Here is a 21,590-nt window from a genome sequence, read left to right on the forward strand (position 1 = left end):
CCAGCGCGCTTGCCAGCGCGTGATGCGGCATGATCAAGATGACTCAAGCTTTCCAGAAAGTCGCCGCCATCCGCGGCATGAATGACCTGCTGCCAGGGCCCAGCGCCCGCTGGGAGCAATTCGAGGAAATCGTGCGCGGCTGGCTGCGCGGCTACGGCTATCGCAATGTGCGTACGCCCGTGCTTGAGCATACGCGCCTGTTCACGCGCGGCATCGGCGAAGTGACGGACATCGTCGAAAAAGAGATGTACACCTTCACCGATGCGCTCAATGGCGAATCGCTCACCATGCGGCCCGAAATGACGGCCGGCATCGTGCGCGCCTCGATCGAGCACAACCTGCTGTACGACCGCCCGCAGCGCGTCTACTCCATCGGCCCCGTGTTCCGCCACGAGCGCCCGCAGCGCGGCCGCTACCGCCAGTTCCACCAGATCGACGTCGAAGCCCTGGGTTTCGCCGGCCCCGATGTCGACGCCGAACTCATCGTCATGTTGGCTCGCCTGTGGAAGCTGCTGGGCCTGACCGACGTACGCCTCGAGCTCAATTCGCTGGGCCAGCCGGCTGAGCGCGCCGCGCACCGCGCCGCCTTGATCGCCCACCTGGAAAAGCACGCCGACATCCTCGACGAAGACGGCAAGCGCCGCCTGTACACCAATCCGCTGCGCGTGCTGGACACGAAAAACCCCGCCATGCAGGAAATGGCTGACAGCGCCCCGCGCCTGTTCGACTTCCTGGGCGAGGAATCCCGCGCGCACTTCGACGGCGTCTGCCAGCGCCTGACCGATGCCGGCATCGAATACCGCCTTAACCCGCGCCTGGTGCGCGGGCTCGACTACTACAACCTGACCGTCTTCGAATGGGTCACCGACCGCCTGGGTTCCCAGGGCACGGTCTGCGGTGGCGGCCGCTACGACGGCCTGATCGAACTGCTGGGCGGCAAGGCCGCGCCCGCCGTCGGTTTCGCCATCGGCATGGAGCGCCTGCTCGATCTCTGGGAGCAGAGCGTGCAGGTCGATGCCCCGGCCGAATGCGACGTCTATGTGGTGCACCAGGGTGAAGACGCCCAGCGCCTGGCCGCCCGGGTCGGTGAAGACCTGCGCGATGCCGGCCTGTCGGTGGTCGTGCACGCCGGCTCGGCCAGCTTCAAGTCCCAATTCAAGCGCGCGGACGCCAGTGGCGCCCGGGTTGCGGTTATCCTTGGCGCCGATGAAGTGGCCTCGCAGACCGCCAGCGTCAAATTCCTGCGCGCCGACGCCCAGGGCGACGCCGCGCAGCAGCAAGTCCCGTTGGCGGCCTTGGCCGAAGTATTGAATCACAAGGGTTAGGCATGGCATACGATCTCGAAGAACAGGAAAAACTCGACGCCATCAAGGCGTGGTGGGCCCGCTACGGCACGCTGATGGTGTCGCTGCTGACGGCCGTGGTCGTGGCATGGGGCGGCTGGTGGGGCTGGAAGGCCTATCAATCGCACCGTGCCAACCAGGCCATGGGCTACTTCGAGGCCCTGGAAGACGCGGCCCGCCTGGGCGGGGCCGACTCCTCCGTGCGCATCAAGGCGGCCGCGGCCACCTTGCGCGACCAATACGGCTCCACCGGTTACGCCGCCCGTGGCGCCCTGGTGGCGGCCCAGGCGCTGCAAGCCCAGAAAGACATCGACGGCGCGCGCCAGCAGCTCGAATGGCTGGCAGGGCAGTCCAAGAACCCGTCCATGCAGGCCGTGGCGCGCCTGCGCCTGGCCGGCCTGCTGCTCGACCAGAAGCAATACGATGGCGCCCTGGCGCAGTTGAACAACGCGCCGGCGGCCTTCGCGGCCTTGTTTGCCGACCGCCGCGGCGATATTCTCGCTGCCCAAGGCAAGCGCGATGAAGCGCGTGCCGCATGGCAAAGCGCCATTGATGGCCTGGGTACGGCAAATCCGCTGACCCAGGTTGTGCAACTGAAACTGGATGCCCTGAGCGGAGCGTGACTGTAATGCGTAAATTTGCCTTTGGCCGTACGTGGCGTGGCGCGGTTTGCCTGTCGGGCTTGCTGGCCCTGGGTGGCTGCGGCCTGTTTTCCCATGATGACGGCCGTTACGACCCCGCCCCCCTGACCGAATACAAGGCCGGCATGTCCGTGCGCCAGATCTGGTCCACGTCCATCGGCAGCGGTTCCGGCCTGGGCTTCGCGCCCACCGTGCTGGGCAGCTCCATCTATGCCGCGACGCCCGACGGCTCCGTCGGCAAGTTCGATCTGCAAAGTGGCCGCCCCATCTGGAAAGCCCAGGCAGGCGTCAAGCTGACCGCCGGTGCCGGCAGTGACGGCACCACCACCGCCGTGGCCTCGCCGGATGGCGACGTGGTCGCGTTCGACGACAATGGCAAGGTCAAGTGGAAGGTCCGCGCCACCAGCGACGTCAATATCTCGCCCGTGGTGGGCTATGGCATCGTCGTTGTCCGCAGCGGCGACTACCGTATCCAGGCCTTCGATGCGAACAACGGCGAGCGCCTCTGGAGCGTCCAGCGCCCGGGTCCCGCCCTGGCCCTGCGCAGCGTGGCCCAGATGGTCCTGGCCGAAGGCCTGGTCATCAGCGGGCTGCCGGGCGGCAAGCTGCTGGCCATCGCCTCGGATAGTGGTAACGTGCAATGGGAAGGCACCGTGGCTACGCCGCGCGGCGCCAGCGACCTCGAACGCCTGACCGATGTGGTCGGCGCCCCCCGCATTGCCGGCAACCTGCTTTGCGCCGTGGCCTATCAAGGGCGTATCGTGTGCTTTGATGTGACGGCCGGCGGCCGCCCGATCTGGGCCAAGGACTTCTCCAGCGTTACCGGCATGACCCTGGACGAGCGCTTTGCCTACTCGGCCGACCAGAACAGCGTGGTCAACGCCTTCGCATTGGATAACGGCGGCAATATCTGGAAGCAGGCTGCACTGAAAAACCGCCAGTTGACGGCTCCGGCCACGCTGGGCGGGGCGCTGGCAGTCGGCGACCTGGACGGTTACGTGCATTTCCTGTCGCGCAGCGACGGCAGCCTGATGGCGCGCCTGTCGGTCGGCGGCGGCGCCGTCGTATCGCCGCCCCAGACGACTCCCCAAGGTGTGCTGGTCCAGACGGGCAATGGCAATCTCGTCCTGATCGGTACCAATTAAACCCTTAAGAACAAAGCCTTACACCGTGTCCTTCAAGCCTGTCGTTGCCCTGGTCGGTCGCCCCAATGTGGGTAAATCGACCCTTTTCAACCGCCTGACGCGATCGCGCGCCGCGCTGGTGGCCGATTTTTCCGGCCTGACCCGCGATCGCCACTATGGCGAGGGCAGGGTGGGCGATATCCCCTTCATCGCCATCGACACGGGCGGTTTCGAGCCCGTCGCCAAGGACGGCATCCTGCTGGAGATGGCTCGCCAGACCCGGCAGGCCATCGCCGAGGCGGACGTGGTGGTGTTCCTGGTGGACGCCCGCGCGGGCCTGAACGCCCACGATCACGAAATCGCCACCTTGCTGCGCAAATCCGGCCAGCAACGCGTGCTGCTGGCGGTGAACAAGGCTGAAGGCATGGGCCTGGGCCCTGCCATCGCTGAATTCCACGAGCTGGGCCTGGGGCAGCCCTATCCCATCTCGGCCGCGCACGGCGACGGCATCGTCGACCTGATCGAGCTCGCGCTCAAGGACCTGGCCGAGCCGCCCGCCGAAGAAGACGTCGTCGAAGAGGGCGAGCACGACCACCGCATCAAGCTGGCCATCGTGGGCCGTCCCAACGTCGGCAAGTCCACGCTGATCAACACCCTGATGGGCGAAGAACGCGTCATCGCCTTCGACATGCCTGGCACGACCCGCGATGCCATCGAAATCGATTTCGACCGCGATGGCCGCCGTTACACGCTGATCGACACCGCCGGCCTGCGCAAGCGCGGCAAGGTGTTCGAGGCCGTCGAGAAGTTTTCCGTCATCAAGACGCTGCAGGCCATCGAGGCCAGCAACGTCGTGCTGCTGATGCTGGACGCGCAAACCGAGATTTCCGAGCAAGACGCCCACATCGCGGGCTTCGTGCTGGAAACCGGCCGCGCGGTGGTCGTCGCCGTCAACAAATGGGACGGCCTGGATGGTGAAGAAAAAGAACGCATCGAACGCGAATTCCAGCGCAAGCTGCGCTTCCTGTCGTTTGCGCGCGTGCACACCATTTCGGCGCTGCGGGGGCAGGGCATCAAGCCGCTCTTGAAGTCCATCAATTCGGCCCATGCGGCCGCGTTTGCCAAGCTTTCCACCCCCAAGCTCACGCGCGAGCTGCAGGCCGCCATCGAGCAACAGCAGCCGCCCCGCAAGGGCATCTTCCGTCCCAAGATGCGCTATGCGCACCAGGGCGGGCAGAACCCGCCGCTGGTCGTCATCCATGGCAACGCGCTGGACGCCATTCCGGATTCCTATCGCCGCTACCTGGAAACCCGTTTCCGCAATGCGTTCGACCTGGCCGGCACCCCGCTGCGCATCGAATTCAAATCCTCGCACAACCCCTACGCGCAGGAAGACTGACCCATGAGCCGTTTCTGGAGTCCCGTGGTCGGGACGCTCAGTCCGTATGTCCCGGGCGAGCAGCCCAAGCTTCAGAACCTGGTCAAGCTGAACACCAACGAGCACCCTTACGGGCCGTCGCCCAAGGTGCTCGAGGCGATCCGCGCGGCAAGCGACGACACCCTCAAGCTGTATCCGGACCCGTCCTCCGACCGCCTGCGCCAGGCGATCGCGACCACGGTCGGCGTGGAACCGTCGCGCGTGTTCGTGGGCAACGGTTCGGACGAAGTGCTGGCCCATGCCTTCCTGGCGCTCCTCAAGCACGAGCGTCCGCTGCGTTTTCCCGATATCAGCTACAGCTTCTATCCCGTCTATTGCGGCCTGTACGGCATTGCCTATGAGACGCTGCCGCTGACCGACGATTTCCGCATCGATGTCGACGACTACCTGCCCGCGCGGCATGGTCAGGCCGGCGCCATCATTTTCCCGAACCCCAATGCCCCCACCGGGCGGGCGCTGACGGTCGCGGAAATCGAACGCATCGTGGCCGGCAATCCGGATGCCGTGGTGGTGGTGGACGAAGCGTATGTCGACTTCGGCGCTGAATCCGTCATTCCCCTGACCGCGCGCTACGACAACCTGCTGGTGGTCCAGACGCTGTCCAAGTCGCGCTCGCTGGCCGGCCTGCGGGTCGGCTTCGCCGTAGGCAGCCCCGAACTCATCGACGGGCTGGAGCGGGTCAAGAACAGCTTCAATTCCTACCCCGTGGATCGCCTGGCGTCGGCCGGGGCGGTGGCGGCGCTTGAGGATACGGAGTATTTTGAGCAGACCCGCCAAGCCGTGATCCAGACTCGCGCACGGATGGCGGCGGGTCTGGTGTCGCTGGGCTTCGAGGTGTTGCCATCCAGCGCGAACTTCGTGTTCGCGCGGCATGCATCCCGGGACGCTGCGGAACTGGCCGCCGGGCTACGCGCACGCAGCATCATCGTGCGCCATTTCCGGCAGCCGCGCATAGACCAGTTTCTACGTATTACAGTGGGCACCGATGAGCAGTGCGAGCTGCTTCTGAAGGCGCTCGCCGAGGTCGTCTGAACCACGGCCGGCGGGGCTTTTGCGGCGGAAAACTCTGGTGTCATCTTCACTTCCGACACAAGTGGCACGGGCCGGGAAAACCCTGTAGAGTACATGTTTCGGCGTGCTCCACCAGTACACGGCGCGCCACCACTCAATAACAAACAAATGGAGCCTGGCCAATGAGCAATAAAGGGCAAACTCTGCAAGATCCGTTCCTGAACACCCTGCGCAAAGATCACGTGCCGGTGTCCATTTACCTGGTGAACGGTATCAAGCTTCAAGGGCAAATCGAATCTTTCGACCAGTACGTGGTGCTGCTGCGTAACACGGTCACGCAAATGGTCTACAAGCACGCCATTTCCACCGTTGTTCCCGCCCGCGCCGTGAATTTCCAGGTGGAAGTCCCTGCTGAGTAATCTCGCTCCTGCAGTACCTTTTATTGCCCGCCGGACGGTCGACGTCGGCGGGCATTTTCGCTTTGGCTCCAAAATGGTGCATGTATGCGCGCACTGATTATCAGCGTGGATCTCGGTGATCCCGACTTCACGGCCCACGCGGAAGAATTCGCCATGCTGGCCAAGGGGGCGGGCGCCGAAATCGTCGGCACCCTGACCGCCCGCCGCGATCGCCCCGACGCCAAGTTCTTCATCGGTTCCGGCAAGGCCGACGAAGGCGTGGGCATGGCCCAGGCGCTGCTCGCCGATATCGTGCTGTTCGATCAGCCCTTGTCGCCTGCCCAGCAGCGCAACCTGGAACGCCTGTTCAACCTGCGCGTGGTGGATCGGGTTGCGCTGATCCTCGATATTTTTGCCCTGCGCGCCAAGAGCCATGAAGGCAAGCTGCAGGTCGAGCTGGCGCAATTGCAGCACTTGTCGACCCGCCTGACGCGCATGTGGAGCCACCTGGAACGTCAGCGCGGCGGTATCGGCATGCGCGGCCCTGGCGAATCCCAGCTCGAAATGGACCGCCGCATGATCGGCGCCAAGGTCAAGACGCTGCGCGAGCGTCTCGACCGGGTTGAGCGCCAGCGGGTCACGCAACGGCGTGCCCGTGCGCGCGGAGGCGCCTTGTCGGTGTCGCTGGTGGGCTATACCAACGCGGGCAAGTCGACCCTGTTCAATGCCTTGACCCGAGCCGACACCTACGCGGCGGACCAGCTTTTCGCCACGCTGGACACCACCACGCGCCGCATCTGGATCGAAGGGGCGGGCAACGTCGTCGTGTCGGATACCGTGGGTTTCATCCGCGACCTGCCTCACGACCTGATCGCCGCCTTCCGCGCCACCCTGGAAGAAACCGTGCACGCCGACCTGCTGCTGCACGTGGTCGATGCGGCCAGCCCGCAGCGCGACGAACAGATCTTCGAGGTCAACAAAGTCCTGGCTGAAATCGGCGCTGCCAACGTCCCGACCATTCTGGTATACAACAAGATAGACCGGGCCGGTTTGGAACCCCGGGTGGAGCGCGACGCCCATGGTACGATTGCGCGAGTATTTGTAAGCGCCACCGAGCGCGCCGGTCTGGACGCGTTGCGCGGGGCAATGGCGGAGACCGGACAGATTGTGGGAAACAATGCCTCGAATTATCAAACTCTTCAATCTGAATGACCCCGGTTGGGGTCGTGGAAACAACAATGGCTCCGAGCCGCCGCCCAAGCGGCCTCAAGGCAACGGAGACGGTCCTCCAGACCTCGACGAGGTCTGGCGCGATTTCAATAATCGCATCGGATCGTTATTCGGCCGCAAAGGCGGGGGCGGCAATAATCGCCCGGGCGGCAATCGGGGCGGCATGACGCCGCCGTCGCCGCGCGGTGCACGCATCGGACTGGGAGTGATCGCCCTGGTCGCGGTCGGCATCTGGGCAGCCAGCGGCTTCTATATCGTCCAGGAAGGCCAGGTTGCCGTCGTCACCCAGTTCGGCAAATACAAGAGCACGTCGCAGGCCGGTTTCCAATGGCGCCTGCCGTACCCCATTCAAAGCCACGAAATCGTCAACGTCTCGCAACTGCGTACGTTCGAAGTCGGTTTCCGTGGCGGTTCGCGCAACAAGGTCCTGCCCGAAGCGCTGATGCTCACGACGGACGAGAACATCGTCGACATGCAGTTCGTCGTGCAGTATCGCCTGCGTGCGGATGGCGCACCTGATTACCTCTTCATGACCCGCGACCCGGACGACTCCGTGCGCCAGGCGTCTGAAACCGCCATGCGCGAAGTGGTCGGCAAGCAGTCCATGGACTTTGTCCTGTACGAAGGCCGTACCACCGTGGCCTCGCAGGTCCAGGCACTGATGCAGCAGATCCTCGACCGCTACCAGACTGGTGTGCAGGTCAGCACGGTCGCCATCCAGAACGTGCAGCCGCCCGAACAGGTGCAAGCCGCGTTCGACGACGCCGTCAAGGCCGGCCAAGACCGCGAGCGCCAGATCAACGAAGGCCAGGCCTACGCCAACCAGGTCGTGCCGCTGGCCAGTGGCCAGGCCTCGCGCATGACCGAGCAGGCCGAAGGCTACAAGGCCAAGGTCGTCGGCGACGCGCAAGGTAATACCGCGCGCTTCACCAGCATCCTGGGCGAATACGAGAAGTCGCCCGTCGTCATGCGCCAGCGCATGTACCTGGAGAGCATGCAGGACATCTTCACGCGCGCCAGCAAGGTCATGGTCGACACCAAGAGCAACAACAACATGCTGTATCTGCCCTTGGACAAGATCATGCATCTGGCGGCTCAAGACGCCAGCAAGTCCGCGGTAGGCAACCCCGGTTCGCCTGCACTGATCAGCCCGCCCGTCCAGCCGCCTCTGCGTGGCAATGCGGTGCCGGCCCCCCAGCCTTCCGGCAGCAGCAATAGCAACGCGCTGCCCCGCGACCGTACGTCGCGCTAACCCGGAGGAGTCCTGATCATGCAACGTCTTATGCCTATCCTGGTCGGCCTGCTCATCGTGCTGGCTGCCCTTTCTTCCTGCGTGTTCGTGGTGCGCGAGCGCGACTACGCCCTGGTGTTCTCGCTGGGTGAAGTGCGCAAGGTCATCAGCGAACCCGGCCTGTACTTCAAGGCGCCGCCGCCGTTCCAGAACGTGGTGACGCTGGACAAGCGCATCCTCACCATCGAAACCAACGAAGCCGAGCGTATCCAGACTTCCGAAAAGAAGAACCTGCTGATCGACTCGTACGTCAAGTGGCGCATCGCGGATCCCCGCCTGTACTACGTGACCTTCGGCGGCAACGAGCGTGCGGCGCAAGAGCGCCTGCAAGCCCAGATCCGCGATGCGCTCAACGCCTCGGTCAACGTGCGCACCGTGCGCGACGTGGTCTCGACCGAACGCGACAAGATCATGGCCGAAATCCTGACCAACGTCGCCAAGCGCGCCGAGCCCCTGGGCGTGCAGATCGTCGACGTGCGTCTGCGTCGCATCGAGTTCGCGCCCGAGATCTCGGAATCGGTGTACCGCCGCATGGAAGCGGAGCGTACCCGCGTCGCCAACGAGCTGCGTTCCATCGGCGCCGCCGAGGGCGAGAAGATCCGCGCCGAAGCCGATCGTCAGCGTGAAGTGATCGTGGCCCAGGCCTATGCCAAGGCCCAGGGCATCATGGGCGAGGGCGATGCCGCCGCTGCCGCGATCTACGCGCAGGCCTACGGCAAGAACCCGCAGTTCTACACGTACTACAAGAGCCTGGAAGCCTACCGCGCTTCGTTCTCCAAGCCGGGCGACGTGCTGGTGGTCGACCCCAGCTCCAGCTTCTTCCAGTTCATGAAGGACCCGGCGGGCCAGGCCCTGGCGCCGGTCACCGTGCCTGCCGCGAAGTAAGGCTTTACCGCCCGCGGCAACGCAAAAGCCCCTTGGTCAGCCAAGGGGCTTTTTTCTGGCGGATTGTGCAATAAGGGACGGCTTTGGGCCCTGGATACCCCGGCTGGCGCTGGCTGCTGAACCATGTACAATACCGCGTAAGCTAGAAAACATTCCGCAGCGGCTGAGCGGGCTTACGCCCCCTCAGCCGCTTTTTCGTTTGGGCGACGCCCACGCATCTCTAGGCGTTATTCAGGTAAACATTCATGGGTAACTGGTTGCTGCCCGAGAGCCTTGCCGACGTACTTCCGGCAGAGGCCCGGCGCATCGAGGAATTGCGCCGCGAACTTCTCGATCTGTACCGTACTTACGGCTTCGAGCTGGTCGCGCCGCCCCTGGTCGAGTACATCGATTCATTGCTGTCCGGCACGGGCAGCGATCTGGATCTGCGTACCTGCAAGCTGGTTGACCAGCTGTCGGGCCGCACGTTGGGCGTACGCGCCGACATGACTCCCCAGGTCACGCGCATCGACGCGCACTTGTTGAACCGCGCCGGCGTTACCCGCCTGTGCTATTGCGGCAACGTGCTGCATGCCCGCCCGGCGGATCTCCTGTCCAGCCGCGAGCTGCTGCAGATCGGCGCCGAAATCTACGGCCATGCCGGCTTTGAAGCCGACCTGGAAATCATCCAGCTGGTGCTGGAAACGGTGGCCATCGCCGGTGTGCGCAACCCCCGGCTGGACCTGTGCCATCCGGGCGTGCTGCGCGGCATCGTCGAGGCAGATCCCGTTGCTGCGGCGGTGTCCCAGGACATCATCCGCCTGATGCGCGAAAAAGACGTACCGGGCCTGGTTGAGCTGGCCGAACGCAAGCCCGGCATGCGCGCCGAAACGCTCAAGGCGCTGCAGTTGCTGCCCAAGCTGTACGGCGGGCCCGAAGTGCTCAAGCAGGCGCGCCACGATCTGCCCCTGTTGCCGGACGTGGCCGCCGCGCTGGATGCGCTGCAGGTCCTGGTGGATGCCATGCCCAACGTGGCGTTCGGCATCGACCTGGCCGATGTCAATGGCTACGGTTACCACTCGGGCGTGAAGTTCGCGCTGTACGCCGAAGGCTGGCGCGATGCGCTGGTGTCTGGCGGCCGTTACGACGATGTCAGTCGGGCGTTCGGGCGTGCGCGTCCGGCCACCGGCTTCAGTCTTGATTTACGCAAACTGGCGGCGGGTTTGCCGCCGGCGGAACGGGCGCGTGCGGTTCGCGCGCCCTGGGGGCAAGCCCCCGCCCTGACCGAGGCGGTCCGCCGTCTGCGCCGGTCGGGTGAGATTGTCGTTCAGGTATTGCCCGGTCACGAGCAGGATCAGGACGAATTCGTTTGCGATCGCGAGCTGGCGCTGCAAGACGGCGCCTGGACGGTCAGAACGCTGTGACTAACTCCCTCTCGGCAACGAGAGGGCCGCGGGGAGATTTCCGGATTTCCCGAGAAACTCGATATTGATTCGTAACATGAGCAAGAACGTAGTCGTAATCGGCACTCAGTGGGGTGACGAGGGCAAGGGCAAGATCGTTGACTGGCTGGCGGAATCCGTCCAGGGCGTGGTCCGCTTCCAGGGTGGCCACAATGCTGGCCATACGCTGTGGATCAATGGCAAGAAGACGATTCTTCGCCTGATTCCGTCCGGCATCATGCATCCTGGCGTCACGTGCTTCATCGGCAACGGTGTCGTGCTGTCTCCGGAAGCCCTGCTCAAGGAAATCGAAGAGCTCGAGGCTGCCGGCCTGGACGTGCGCTCGCGCCTGCGCATTTCCGAGATCTGCCCGCTGATCCTCCCGTACCACGTCGCCGTCGACAAGGCGCGCGAAGCGCGCAAGGGCGAAGGCAAGATCGGCACGACCGGTCGCGGTATCGGCCCGGCCTATGAAGACAAGGTCGCTCGCCGCGCGCTGCGTGTGCAGGATCTGTTCAACCCCGCGCTGTTCGACGAAAAGCTCGCCGAAGTGCTGGATTACCACAACTTCGTGCTGACCCAGTACCTGGGCGCCGAAGCCGTTTCGGCCAACGAAGTGCGCGATCAAGCCATGGCTCTGGCCCCGGCGATCGCCCCGATGGTTGCGGACGTTTCCAGCACGTTGTTCGCCATGCAACAGGAAGGCAAGCGCCTGCTGTTCGAAGGCGCCCAGGGCGCTTTGCTTGACGTCGACCACGGCACGTACCCCTTCGTCACCAGCAGCAATTGCGTCGCAGGCGCTGCTTCGGCGGGCGCGGGTGTCGGTCCCCAGTCGCTGGACTATGTCCTGGGCATCACCAAGGCCTACACGACGCGCGTCGGTTCGGGCCCGTTCCCCACGGAACTGGTCGACGAAATCGGTACTCGCCTGGCGACCATCGGCAAGGAATTCGGTTCGGTCACCGGCCGTCCGCGTCGCTGCGGCTGGTTCGATGGCGCCGCGCTGAAGCGCTCGGTGCGCCTGAACGGCATCACCGGTCTGTGCATCACCAAGCTGGACGTGCTGGACGGCCTGGAAACCATCCAGTTGGGCGTCGGCTACCGCGTCAATGGTGAATTCCGCGACGTGCTGCCTTATGGCGCTCATGCCGTGGCGCAGGCGCAGCCGGTGCTCGAAGAGCTGCCGGGCTGGAGCGAATCGACTGTCGGCATCACCGAATACGACAAGCTGCCGGAAGCCGCCCGCCGTTATCTCGAGCGCGTGGCCGAAGTCTGCGGCGTGCCGATCGACCTGGTGTCCACCGGTCCCGACCGCAACGAAACCATCGTGCTGCGTCATCCCCTGAAGGGCTGACATCGGGTTATTATTCCCAAGGCCGCCGCCGGTCTCATACCGGCGGCGGCCTTTTCGTATTTTCACGCAGGAGATCCTTGCCTATGAGCGCGCCGACCAATGACGATAGCCATCTGTGGGTGACGTGGGACGACTACAACCGTTTGATCGAACGCCTGGCCTTGCAGGTGCATCAATCGGGTTGGGAGTTCGACAAGATTCTGTGCCTGGCGCGCGGCGGTATGCGTGTCGGCGACGTTATGTCCCGTATTTTTGATGTGCCGTTGGGCATTCTGGCGACCAGCAGCTACCGCGAAGCGGCGGGCACCAAGCAGGGCGACATGGATATCGCGCAGTTCATCACCATCACGCGCGGCACCTTGTCCGGGCGGGTGTTGCTGGTGGACGACATGGTCGATACCGGCAAGACGTTCATGAAGGTGTACGACCACCTGAAGAGCCAGTTCGCCGACATCACCGAATTGCGCAGCGCCGTCCTGTGGTGGAAGGGGCATTCCCAGGCGCAGCCCGACTATTACGTCGACAAGCTGCCGACCAACCCCTGGATCCACCAGCCGTTCGAAGACTACGACAGCCTGCGCCCGCATCAGCTCGAAGCCTGGATCCGCAAAGGGTCGAAGGGTTGACGTATTTCAGGGGGACGGAATGGCTGGCGGCCTATGGCACCAGATCGTTCCCCTGGTAGTCAAAACGGCCATGACCATGCTAGAATCGCTGGTTATCGCTAAACCGAACTTGGCTTGTTACTCTTTGGGTAGTCTTTGGGTAACGGAAACGGCCAGCGAGTGTTGGCGCCGTAGTACGCCGCAAGGCACGCCGTAAGGCGCTTGGCGCTTTGGTTGGCGTTGCAAGGTGCTGTGGCGCAGGGGTTTGTGATTTGCCGGAATCCCCGCCAGAACCCGCGCAGCGCCGCTGGCAAGCAAGCCAGGTTTGTCATCAACTTTTGTTACCCTACAAGCAGGCCAATTACTTTATGCCTATCGTTCGACTGAAGGAAAACGAACCGTTTGAAGCCGCTCTGCGCCGCTTCAAGCGCACCATCGAAAAGACCGGTTTGCTCACCGAGCTGCGTTCGCGCGAGTTCTACGAGAAGCCCACGGCCGAGCGCAAGCGCAAGCACGCCGCCGCTGTGAAGCGCCACTACAAGCGCATCCGTAGCCAACAACTGCCCCCGCGCCTGTATTGATCTTTGATTCCAGAATCTATTGATTCCAGAATCATTCATCCAGGAACTACTCGCCCGGGTCGACGTTGTCGACATAGTCGGGCGGTATGTGCAGTTGCGAAAGGGTGGGGCCAACCTTCTTGGCCTATGCCCCTTTCATAACGAAAAAAGCCCGTCATTCACTGTCAGCCCCACCAAGCAGTTCTATCACTGCTTCGGTTGCGGAGCGCATGGCAGTGCCATCACCTTCCTGATGGAACACACGGGCGCCAGTTTCCCCGAAGCCGTGCGTACGCTCGCGGCTTCGGCGGGAATGACGGTCCCCGAAGAAAATCGCAGTCCCCGCCAACAGCAGGAAACCGCGCGCCGCAAGGCCGAGGAATCTCGCCACACGCAGGTGCTGGACGCCGCACAGGCTCACTATCTGAAGCAGTTGCGCGCATCGCCCGCGGCGATCCGCTATCTGAAGCAACGTGGCCTGACCGGCGAGATTGCCGCGCATTTCGGCTTGGGCTGGTCGGGCACCGACCGGCACGGGCTTTCGCAAGTTTTTCCCAATTACGACGACCCCACCCTGGTGGAGTCTGGCCTCGTCATCGAATCCGAAGACGGGCGCCGCTACGATCGCTTTCGTGAACGGGTCATGTTCCCGATTCGCAACGCGCGCGGCAGCCTGATCGGTTTCGGCGGTCGCATCATCGGCAAGGGCGAGCCCAAGTACCTGAATTCGCCCGAAACGCCGCTGTTTTCCAAAGGCCAGGAGCTGTACGGCCTGTGGGAGGCCCGCCAGGCGATCCGCCAGGAAGGGCAGATCATCGTGGTCGAAGGCTACATGGACGTGGTGGGCCTGGCGCAACAGGGCATCGCCAATGCGGTGGCCACGTTGGGCACGGCCACCACGCCGGACCACGTCAAGAAGCTTTTGCGTTCAAGCGACAAGGTCATTTTCAGTTTTGACGGGGATGGCGCGGGGCGGCGCGCGGCGTGGCGTGCGCTGCAGGCCTGTCTGCCGGTGCTGCGCGACGACATCGCCATTCGTTTCCTGTTCCTGCCGACGGAGCACGACCCCGATTCGTATGTTCGTGAACTGGGGGCCGAGGCCTTCCGTGCCTGCCTGGGCGAGGCGGTGGCGTTGTCGCGCTTCCTGCTGGACGAATTGGCTTCGCGGCACAACATGGACGAGGCCGAGGGGCGCGCCAGTTGCCTGCATGAGGCCAAGCCCTTGCTGGCGTCCATTCCCGAGTGCGCGTTGCGGGTCCAGATCGAACGCGAGATGGCCAAGCTGGTGCAGTTGACGCCGGAGGAAATGGCGCAGGTGTTGGCGCAGCAGCCGGCCAAGCCTTTTGGCGCGCCGGCCAAACCCGCGGCGGCGGGTGAGGCGCATCCGGCCGGGCCGCAGCACGAGGGCGGCCATCCGGATGCAGGCTACGATTTTGGCGGCCACGATTTCCATGACATTCCCGCCGACGACGGTGAGTATGTCGATGTCGGCCAGTTTGCGTCGCCGGGCGGTGAGCCGAGCGGCGGCGGCGGCAACTGGGGTGGTGGTGGCAAGCAGGACTGGAAAGGCAAGAGTGACTGGAAGGGCAAGGGCGATTGGAAGGGTGGCAAAGGCAATTGGAAACGCCGCGACGACGTCGGCGGCTTCGAAGGCCGCCGCACCATGCCGTCGCTGGCCAAACGCCTGTTGGGACTGCTGCTTGCCCACCCTGAGCTGGTGGACTCCATGGGAGACCAGCAGCTTGAAGTCATCGACCATGGCCCCCATCTAGGATTGGTAAGGGACTTGATCATGCTGGCGCAATCCAGCGGTGCCCGCCATGTGGGGGCCTTGTTGGAGGCCGCAGATCCCGATTCAGACCTGGCAACGGTGCTCAAGGGCTTGCGTGCCGACATCCTGTCGCAAGAGGACCTGCCCGACCCGCAGACTGAATGGGACGACGCCCTGCGCAGGATCGAATTTGATTCGGCCAAGGCCGAAATGGCCAAATTGGCGGCCACTGGCTTGACGACGGATGAGCAGCGCAAGCGCTATCTCGAGCTGTCCAGTCGCATGGCGGTGCTGAAAGGTGCCGGTGTGCGGTAAATGCGGTAAAATCAAGGGTTTTCCGCAGCAAACAGGCATTGGTAGCAAATTTGGCGGTGCTGAATATTGGCTGAATTTGTGGTGGCTGAATGTCGTGGCTGGACTTGTATTAGCTGAAGTTGTTGTGTCGGCTGAACTTGCGGTTAGCTGCGGAAGCAGGAATCGAGGGCGAGAGAACTCGAGAGCAGGAAAATGGTGGCGCACGGAATCTATTTGCGCCGCTGGAATCTAATAGTGATGCAGTTTGACGAGCAGGCCGGCTGAGTTATTCGCCAGTAGTGTTGCCCATCCTGTCGCCAGCAGTATTGGCGAGGGGCCCGGATGATCGGGAAAGTCCCAGGGCGCCGCTGCGAAAAAAAGCGGACGTGTACGTCAAATTTGTTACATAGTTAATTACTATAGCTGAGCGGTGAATTACGCAGTTCGGCGACGGGTATCTCCGTGTAGCGTTTGTGGTTTGGGTGCTGTGTCTATCTAGCTGCCAAGGGCAATGACCCGTTAGCAAGCACAGCCTATTTATAGGCAGACAGCCCCCCCAACGCCCGGGTTCCGCCGCCGGATGAGGCCATGCACGTCAGGCGCCCAGCCGGTATTGCACCGGAACGGCGCCAAGCGGGCTCGCAAGAGCTGGTGCTGCGAACAACGCAGCCGCAAGGCCTTAGCCGATTCACCAGTTTTACCCGTATCGACGCCGCGATGGGCCTTTGCCCGGAGGCGGCGTTGTACGGTGCAACATGCCCACACGGGTTGCGACGACCACGGAAGCGACTATGACCAAATCCACCGGCAAATCCTCCTCTGCAATTGATGCAGCCGACACCAAGGCCACGACGGCCAAGCGCGTCGTAAGCATGGCGGCGGAAAAAGCACCCGCCAAGACGGCGGTGAAGGTCGCCAAGCCTGCAGCCAAGACGGCCGCCAAGAAGGCGGCGACGAAGACGGCAGCGGCAGACAAGCCCGAGAAGGTGACGAAGGCCCGCGCCAAGAAGGCCGAGGACAAGCTCGCCGACCTGGTGGGCAGTGCGCGTCCGGTGCCGAGCGGCCGCCGCCCGGGCCGCCCCGCCAAGAACGCGAACAACGATTCCGACGGTTTCGATGACGCGATGGACGGCGAGGGCGAAGTGTTGCCCGACCTGAAGCCGCCCAAGCGCGGTGGCAAGCGTGGCAAGGCGGATCCCAAGGATCTGATCGCCCGCGGCCCCGTCACGCCCGAAGAATACGAAGCCCGCCGCAACCGCCTGAAGCAGCTGATCAAGCTGGGCAAGGACCGCGGCTACCTGACCTACGGCGAAATCAACGACCATCTGCCCGACGACCTCGTCGACGCGGAGGCCATCGACGGCATCATCAGCACGTTCAGCGACATGGGCATCGCGGTCTATGACCAGGCGCCCGATGCCGAAACGCTGCTGATGAGCGAAAACGCGCCGGTCGCGTCCAACGACGATGACGTCGAAGACGAAGCCGAAGCCGCCCTGACCACCGTGGACTCCGATTTCGGCCGCACCACGGACCCCGTCCGCATGTACATGCGCGAAATGGGTTCGGTGGAGCTGCTGACCCGTGAAGGCGAAATCGAAATCGCCAAGCGCATCGAAGACGGCCTGAAGCACATGGTCATGGCCATCTCGGCCTGCCCGACCACCATCAATGAAATCCTGGCGCACATCCTGCGCGTTCGTGATGGCCAGGCGCAGATCGACGAAGTGGTCGACGGCCTGGTGGATCCGGAAGACGGCGAAGAATACGCCGGCGCCGGTGTCACTGCCGACGAAGACGAAAGCGACGACGGCCCCGCCGGCGGCATGTCCAGCAAGCAGCTGGAAGACCTGCGCGTGAAGGCGCTGGCCAAGTTCGACGAGGTCAGCAAGCAGTTCGACAAGATGCGCCTGTCGTACGAAAAGGACGGCTACAAGTCGGACGTCTACGTGCGCGCCCAGGAATCGATCCAGAACGAGCTGATGGGCATCCGCTTCACCGCCAAGATGGTGGAAAAGCTGGCCGACACGCTGCGCAACCAGGTTGAAGAAGTGCGCCAGCTTGAACGCGCCGTCCTGCACACGTGTGTGGACCGTGCCGGCATGCCGCGCACGCACTTCATCAAGGTGTTCCCGGGCAACGAAACCAATCTGCAGTGGGTCGTGGACGAAGTGGCCGCTGGCCATCCGTACGCCGAAACGCTCGAGCGCCAGATTCCCGCCGTCCAGGAACTGCAGCAAAAGCTGATCGACCTGCAAACGCGCGTCGTGCTGCCGCTCAAGGACCTGAAGGACGTCAACAAGCGCATGGCCACCGGCGAAGCCAAGGCCCGCAAGGCCAAGCGCGAAATGACCGAGGCCAACCTGCGTCTGGTGATCTCGATCGCCAAGAAGTACACGAACCGCGGCCTGCAGTTCCTGGACCTGATCCAGGAAGGCAACATCGGCCTGATGAAGGCCGTGGACAAGTTCGAGTACCGCCGTGGCTACAAGTTCTCGACGTATGCAACGTGGTGGATCCGCCAGGCAATCACCCGTTCCATCGCCGACCAGGCACGCACCATCCGTATCCCGGTCCACATGATCGAAACGATCAACAAGATGAACCGGATCAGCCGTCAGATCCTGCAGGAAACCGGCGCCGAGCCGGATCCCGCGACCCTGGCGCAGAAGATGGACATGCCCGAGGACAAGATCCGCAAGATCCTGAAGATCGCCAAGGAACCGATCTCGATGGAAACGCCGATCGGCGACGATGACGATTCGCATCTGGGTGATTTCATCGAAGACACCTCGACGCTGGCGCCTTCCGACGCCGCGCTGCATGGTTCCATGCGCGACGTGGTCAAGGAAGTGCTAGACTCTCTGACCCCGCGGGAAGCCAAGGTTCTGCGCATGCGTTTCGGTATCGAAATGAGCACCGACCAGACCCTGGAAGAAGTGGGCAAGCAGTTCGACGTCACGCGTGAGCGCATCCGCCAAATAGAGGCTAAAGCGCTGCGCAAGCTGCGTCACCCGAGCCGGGCCGACAAGCTGAAGAGCTTCCTGGAAGGGCAGTAAGTTTCCTGGGCCTCTAGCTCATGCCTGGTTAGAGCAGCGGACTCATAATCCGTTGGTGCCGAGTTCGACTCTCGGGGGGCCTACCAAAGAAATCCTGCGAAATCAGGTACCGACAGCCGCCAGCAATGGCGGCTGTTTTATTTGGGCTTCGAATAACATCAACGCGTTTCCCGGCCATCTTTACGAGCGAGGCGATGCATGTCGACTGAGATGAATCGATCCGGCAACCGGCTGCTCATTGGCATCTTGCTGATTGCGGTGGCGGTGGGGGGGCTGCTGATTCGTATCGACTGGCTGATGTTGGGGTTGGGGCCGTACTTTCCCGCCTATTGGACCGCGGTCATCGCGTGGTCGGTCTGCGTGGTGCTGCTCATTCGTCGGCAACGCCGGTGGTGGGTGTTGGGCACGGCGCTCGTTGTGCTGTACCCCGCCGCTCGGGTGGCAGGTTTTCTTTACGAGTGTTCGCACAAGGCGTGCCTCTTCTGACGGGGTGCCTTCCGCTTGGCGGAACCAGCGGGGGAATATCTCTCGCGGGAGCGGCCTGACGGCGGCGTTCTGCCGTGGCGCAGGGGGCTGCCATGCTCGGTCCGCTCGGACTGGCCCGTGCTTTGCCTGTTTTAGAATTAATTACTTACATAAACAGCAAAGATCTTAACAACGTTTAAAAAAATGCTCCAACCTGGATGGGAGTGGCCGCCTATATTCCTGGCGTATTGCTGAATTTACAAAAATAGCGTTTCAGTCGATTTCGAAGGGATTGCGGCCTGTCGAAACGGACATCACGAACGCAGTCCATCAAGCGCCTCCATCCATGTTGCTGCGATCCCATCGGTTTTCCCGTGGCCTGTGCCGCAGTGCACTGTCGCCGGCTCGCGCGCAACGCGGAGTCGGACCGGTGCTGTCTTCGCTCTTCCGGCCGGCGCACGTCGGCCACGTGTTTTTGTCGCTGTAGATCCCATGCAAATCCTGCACACGCTTTCGGGCCCTAATTTGGGTGGAATGGAGTTTCGCGTTCTGGAGCAGTCGCGATGGCTTCGAGAGCAGGGGCACGCGGTAGCAATTGCAGCGCCGCCCGCCAGCGAAACGCTCAAGCTGGCGCGCGATTGGGGGCTCGCGACCATCGCCATGGAATTCCGCTCGCCGTATTCCTGGTCCTGCGCGATGAAACTGCGCCAGATCGTCAAGGACTTGCGCATCCAGGTCATCGACGCGCATGGCACGCCCGACGCCAAGGCCAGCGCCTTGTGCAGGGATCTTTGCTCGCTGGTCAGGACCTGGCATTTCGCCCGGCCGTTGCGCACATCCTGGCGACGCAGGTTGGAGTGGCGCCTGGGGTGCCACCGCGTCATTACGACCAGCGAGGGCGGGGCGCAGGACATCCTGGCGGCCGGCTTTGCAAAACGTGAGCGGATCAGTGTGGTGGGCGAGTGGGCCGATCATGTCTTCTTCTCGGAGACGGACAAGCTTGCCGTGCGCCAGGCCGTGCGGCAGGAGTTGGGCCTGGATGGCGCCGCATTCGTGGTGGCCACGATCGGCATGTTGCGACCCGACAAGCGCCAGGAGGACCTGCTGCGGGTGGTGCACGCATTGCGCCGCCAAGGCATCCCGGCCCGTGCGTTGGTGGTGGGCATGCCGACTCGCGCGACGGCCGCGTACGGCCAGCAGTTGCACGATCTGGTGGCGCAATTGGGTATCGGTGACTACGTGACGTTTGCGGGCCATCGGGAAGATGTCGCGAACATGCTGCATGCGGCGGACGCGGTGCTTGTTCCTTCGGTGAACGAAGCCTGGTCGAGGGTGGTGCCGGAAGCCTTTGCGTCGCGGTGCCCGGTCGTCGCCAGCGCCGTGGGCGGCTTGCCGGAGATCGTGCATCCGGGGGCTACCGGTTGGTTGGCGCCGGCAGGCGACGTCGCCGGGTTCGCCGCCCGTCTCGCCTGGATCTGGGCTTACCCCGGACAATCCGCTCAGATTGTCGAGCAGGCACGTCAATACGCCGAACGGCACTTCATGCTTGCGCAGAAAATGGGGGAAACCTTGAGTGCGTATCGGATGGCGGCGCAAGCCGCGAAGCTTGCCCGGAACGTCGAAGCGATGGTCTGACCGTGGTGACGGCCATCGCCGTCGGGCAATACCTTGAAGGCCGGTTACCCGAGAGCTCGGGAGCCGGCCTTGTCGTTTGCCGATCAGCGATGTTGTCGGTGGACGAGGCGGCCAAAGCAGCGCATCACTGCCGAGACGGTGGTGGCTTCACGCCAGTATTTTCGGCGCATGGTGCGCAGGGGCAGCCACCACGGTTTGACGATGATGTTGGCGGCCCAGGCCGGGCGCCAGCGCGGCATGTTGCGGGGGCGATCGACGATGGTGACGGTAGGCAGGCCGCAGCATGAGGCCAGGTGGCCGATGCCGGAGTCGGTACCGATGAACCAGCCGGATTCGTAGACCTCGGCGGCAACGCCGTCGATGGAAGGCGCCTGCACATGGCCGGCATGGGCGGGTTCCAGCAGCGGCAACCAATATTCGCGCTCTGACGGGGCCAGCACGAACACCGGTTCGTATCCCATGGCACGCAGGCGCTTCGCAACGATGACGTACTTGCCGGGTGTCCAGCAGCGTTCCGCCTCGCTGGAGGTCGGGTGCAGGATGACACGCTTGGGGTGGCGGCGCGCCTTGAAACGGGCGGGAGCCTTCAAACCGTTGTCGTCGCTCCAGTGGGTCAGGCCGAACGCATCAAAAGAGAATCGCCGGAATTCATCCAGGATGCCGTTGGGCGAGCTGTGCGAGCGCGGCGTGGGTTGGATCTTGCCCCACTCCTTGGTGCTGAGGAATCGCTTGCAGACGCGGCTGAGGCCGTCGAACGGGCTGTCCGGGTCCATCTGCACGATGGTGTGGTAGCCGGCCAGGCTGTTGATGTCCGCAGGCAGGGGCTGGATGTCGAAATCGGGGAACCATTCCCTCAGGGCATAGCCGTGGACGCCATAGACGGCGATATCGCGACCCGTCTTGCGCAGGTTGTTGGCGATCGTCATCTGGTACAGCGAATCGCCCAGCCGGTTGGACAGCACCAGGGCCAGTTTTTCGGCCGGCGGAGTATGAGCTTGGCTCACGGCAAGTCTTCCATTTTTTCGTTGACCCGGAGGATAACCGATCGGTGGCCGCGCTTGGATC

General features: G+C 63.5%; 18 protein-coding genes and 1 tRNA gene. 18 read left to right on the forward strand and 1 reads right to left on the reverse strand.

Features of this window, described 5'->3' with window-relative positions; translation table 11 throughout:
- Positions 1-38 precede the first annotated feature (38 nt).
- From hisS to ACUDP5_RS09420, 18 genes are all read left to right on the forward strand, one after another.
- The gene (gene hisS / locus ACUDP5_RS09335; protein ID WP_263913738.1) at positions 39-1,325 is read left to right on the forward strand and encodes a histidine--tRNA ligase; all 1,287 of its coding nucleotides are present in this window, start codon (positions 39-41) and stop codon (positions 1,323-1,325) included.
- 2 nt (positions 1,326-1,327) lie between these two features.
- Positions 1,328-1,966 (forward strand): YfgM family protein, encoded by a 639-nt coding sequence (locus tag ACUDP5_RS09340; protein ID WP_263913739.1) that lies wholly within the window; start codon positions 1,328-1,330, stop codon positions 1,964-1,966.
- Positions 1,967-1,971: 5 nt separating this feature from the next.
- Positions 1,972-3,129, forward strand: a complete 1,158-nt coding sequence (bamB, locus tag ACUDP5_RS09345) for an outer membrane protein assembly factor BamB (protein ID WP_263913740.1) — start codon at positions 1,972-1,974, stop codon at positions 3,127-3,129.
- A 25-nt stretch (positions 3,130-3,154) separates the two neighbouring features.
- A complete protein-coding gene (gene der, locus ACUDP5_RS09350; protein ID WP_263913741.1) occupies positions 3,155-4,507 on the forward strand; it encodes a ribosome biogenesis GTPase Der in 1,353 nt (450 codons plus the stop codon).
- Between the two features lie 3 nt (positions 4,508-4,510).
- Positions 4,511-5,578, forward strand: coding sequence for a histidinol-phosphate transaminase (gene hisC / locus ACUDP5_RS09355; protein ID WP_263913742.1), 1,068 nt, complete (start codon positions 4,511-4,513; stop codon positions 5,576-5,578).
- A 161-nt stretch (positions 5,579-5,739) separates the two neighbouring features.
- On the forward strand, positions 5,740-5,976 hold the full coding sequence (gene hfq / locus ACUDP5_RS09360) for an RNA chaperone Hfq (RefSeq protein ID WP_006218585.1): 237 nt from the start codon (positions 5,740-5,742) through the stop codon (positions 5,974-5,976).
- 84 nt (positions 5,977-6,060) lie between these two features.
- Positions 6,061-7,167 carry a GTPase HflX gene (gene hflX / locus ACUDP5_RS09365; RefSeq protein WP_175192630.1) on the forward strand — a complete coding sequence of 369 codons (1,107 nt, stop codon included), beginning with the start codon at positions 6,061-6,063 and terminating at the stop codon, positions 7,165-7,167.
- Positions 7,133-8,437, forward strand: a complete 1,305-nt coding sequence (gene hflK / locus ACUDP5_RS09370; RefSeq protein WP_263913744.1) for an FtsH protease activity modulator HflK — start codon at positions 7,133-7,135, stop codon at positions 8,435-8,437. The genes hflX and hflK overlap by 35 nt, the downstream gene beginning before the upstream one ends.
- Before the next feature lie 18 nt (positions 8,438-8,455).
- The gene (gene hflC, locus ACUDP5_RS09375; RefSeq protein WP_263913745.1) at positions 8,456-9,361 is read left to right on the forward strand and encodes a protease modulator HflC; all 906 of its coding nucleotides are present in this window, start codon (positions 8,456-8,458) and stop codon (positions 9,359-9,361) included.
- A gap of 245 nt (positions 9,362-9,606) precedes the next feature.
- A complete protein-coding gene (locus ACUDP5_RS09380) occupies positions 9,607-10,764 on the forward strand; it encodes an ATP phosphoribosyltransferase regulatory subunit (protein WP_263913746.1) in 1,158 nt (385 codons plus the stop codon).
- Between the two features lie 76 nt (positions 10,765-10,840).
- The gene (locus ACUDP5_RS09385) at positions 10,841-12,136 is read left to right on the forward strand and encodes an adenylosuccinate synthase (protein WP_029953375.1); all 1,296 of its coding nucleotides are present in this window, start codon (positions 10,841-10,843) and stop codon (positions 12,134-12,136) included.
- An 83-nt stretch (positions 12,137-12,219) separates the two neighbouring features.
- Positions 12,220-12,762 (forward strand): phosphoribosyltransferase, encoded by a 543-nt coding sequence (locus ACUDP5_RS09390; RefSeq protein ID WP_025135229.1) that lies wholly within the window; start codon positions 12,220-12,222, stop codon positions 12,760-12,762.
- A 347-nt stretch (positions 12,763-13,109) separates the two neighbouring features.
- Entirely contained in the window at positions 13,110-13,322 is a 213-nt protein-coding gene (gene rpsU / locus ACUDP5_RS09395; RefSeq protein ID WP_006218592.1) for a 30S ribosomal protein S21, read from the forward strand.
- A gap of 19 nt (positions 13,323-13,341) precedes the next feature.
- A complete protein-coding gene (dnaG, locus tag ACUDP5_RS09400; protein WP_263913747.1) occupies positions 13,342-15,387 on the forward strand; it encodes a DNA primase in 2,046 nt (681 codons plus the stop codon).
- Between the two features lie 770 nt (positions 15,388-16,157).
- The gene (rpoD, locus tag ACUDP5_RS09405) at positions 16,158-18,425 is read left to right on the forward strand and encodes an RNA polymerase sigma factor RpoD (RefSeq protein ID WP_263913748.1); all 2,268 of its coding nucleotides are present in this window, start codon (positions 16,158-16,160) and stop codon (positions 18,423-18,425) included.
- A 7-nt stretch (positions 18,426-18,432) separates the two neighbouring features.
- A tRNA-Ile gene (locus ACUDP5_RS09410) sits at positions 18,433-18,511 on the forward strand.
- A gap of 112 nt (positions 18,512-18,623) precedes the next feature.
- Positions 18,624-18,911, forward strand: a complete 288-nt coding sequence (locus tag ACUDP5_RS09415; RefSeq protein ID WP_263913800.1) for a hypothetical protein — start codon at positions 18,624-18,626, stop codon at positions 18,909-18,911.
- A 471-nt stretch (positions 18,912-19,382) separates the two neighbouring features.
- On the forward strand, positions 19,383-20,525 hold the full coding sequence (locus ACUDP5_RS09420) for a glycosyltransferase family 4 protein (RefSeq protein ID WP_263913801.1): 1,143 nt from the start codon (positions 19,383-19,385) through the stop codon (positions 20,523-20,525).
- A gap of 83 nt (positions 20,526-20,608) precedes the next feature.
- On the opposite strand, the gene ACUDP5_RS09425 is transcribed toward ACUDP5_RS09420, so the two are convergent.
- Positions 20,609-21,529, reverse strand: coding sequence for a glycosyltransferase family 9 protein (locus ACUDP5_RS09425; protein WP_445658610.1), 921 nt, complete (start codon positions 21,527-21,529; stop codon positions 20,609-20,611).
- Positions 21,530-21,590 lie beyond the last annotated feature (61 nt).

Source organism: Achromobacter sp. NCFB-sbj8-Ac1-l (assembly GCF_052695805.1).

Excerpts from the sequence above, each read along its gene's own strand:
- hisS (WP_263913738.1), top strand. The coding sequence starts at position 39 with ATGACTCAAGCTTTCCAGAAAGTCGCCGCCATCCGCGGCATGAATGAC.
- ACUDP5_RS09340 (WP_263913739.1), top strand. The coding sequence starts at position 1,328 with ATGGCATACGATCTCGAAGAACAGGAAAAACTCGACGCCATCAAGGCG.
- bamB (WP_263913740.1), top strand. The coding sequence starts at position 1,972 with ATGCGTAAATTTGCCTTTGGCCGTACGTGGCGTGGCGCGGTTTGCCTG.
- hisC (WP_263913742.1), top strand. The coding sequence starts at position 4,511 with ATGAGCCGTTTCTGGAGTCCCGTGGTCGGGACGCTCAGTCCGTATGTC.
- hfq (WP_006218585.1), top strand. The coding sequence starts at position 5,740 with ATGAGCAATAAAGGGCAAACTCTGCAAGATCCGTTCCTGAACACCCTG.
- hflX (WP_175192630.1), top strand. The coding sequence starts at position 6,061 with ATGCGCGCACTGATTATCAGCGTGGATCTCGGTGATCCCGACTTCACG.
- hflK (WP_263913744.1), top strand. The coding sequence starts at position 7,133 with ATGCCTCGAATTATCAAACTCTTCAATCTGAATGACCCCGGTTGGGGT.
- hflC (WP_263913745.1), top strand. The coding sequence starts at position 8,456 with ATGCAACGTCTTATGCCTATCCTGGTCGGCCTGCTCATCGTGCTGGCT.
- ACUDP5_RS09380 (WP_263913746.1), top strand. The coding sequence starts at position 9,607 with ATGGGTAACTGGTTGCTGCCCGAGAGCCTTGCCGACGTACTTCCGGCA.
- ACUDP5_RS09385 (WP_029953375.1), top strand. The coding sequence starts at position 10,841 with ATGAGCAAGAACGTAGTCGTAATCGGCACTCAGTGGGGTGACGAGGGC.
- ACUDP5_RS09390 (WP_025135229.1), top strand. The coding sequence starts at position 12,220 with ATGAGCGCGCCGACCAATGACGATAGCCATCTGTGGGTGACGTGGGAC.
- rpsU (WP_006218592.1), top strand. The coding sequence starts at position 13,110 with ATGCCTATCGTTCGACTGAAGGAAAACGAACCGTTTGAAGCCGCTCTG.
- rpoD (WP_263913748.1), top strand. The coding sequence starts at position 16,158 with ATGACCAAATCCACCGGCAAATCCTCCTCTGCAATTGATGCAGCCGAC.
- ACUDP5_RS09415 (WP_263913800.1), top strand. The coding sequence starts at position 18,624 with ATGTCGACTGAGATGAATCGATCCGGCAACCGGCTGCTCATTGGCATC.
- ACUDP5_RS09420 (WP_263913801.1), top strand. The coding sequence starts at position 19,383 with ATGCAAATCCTGCACACGCTTTCGGGCCCTAATTTGGGTGGAATGGAG.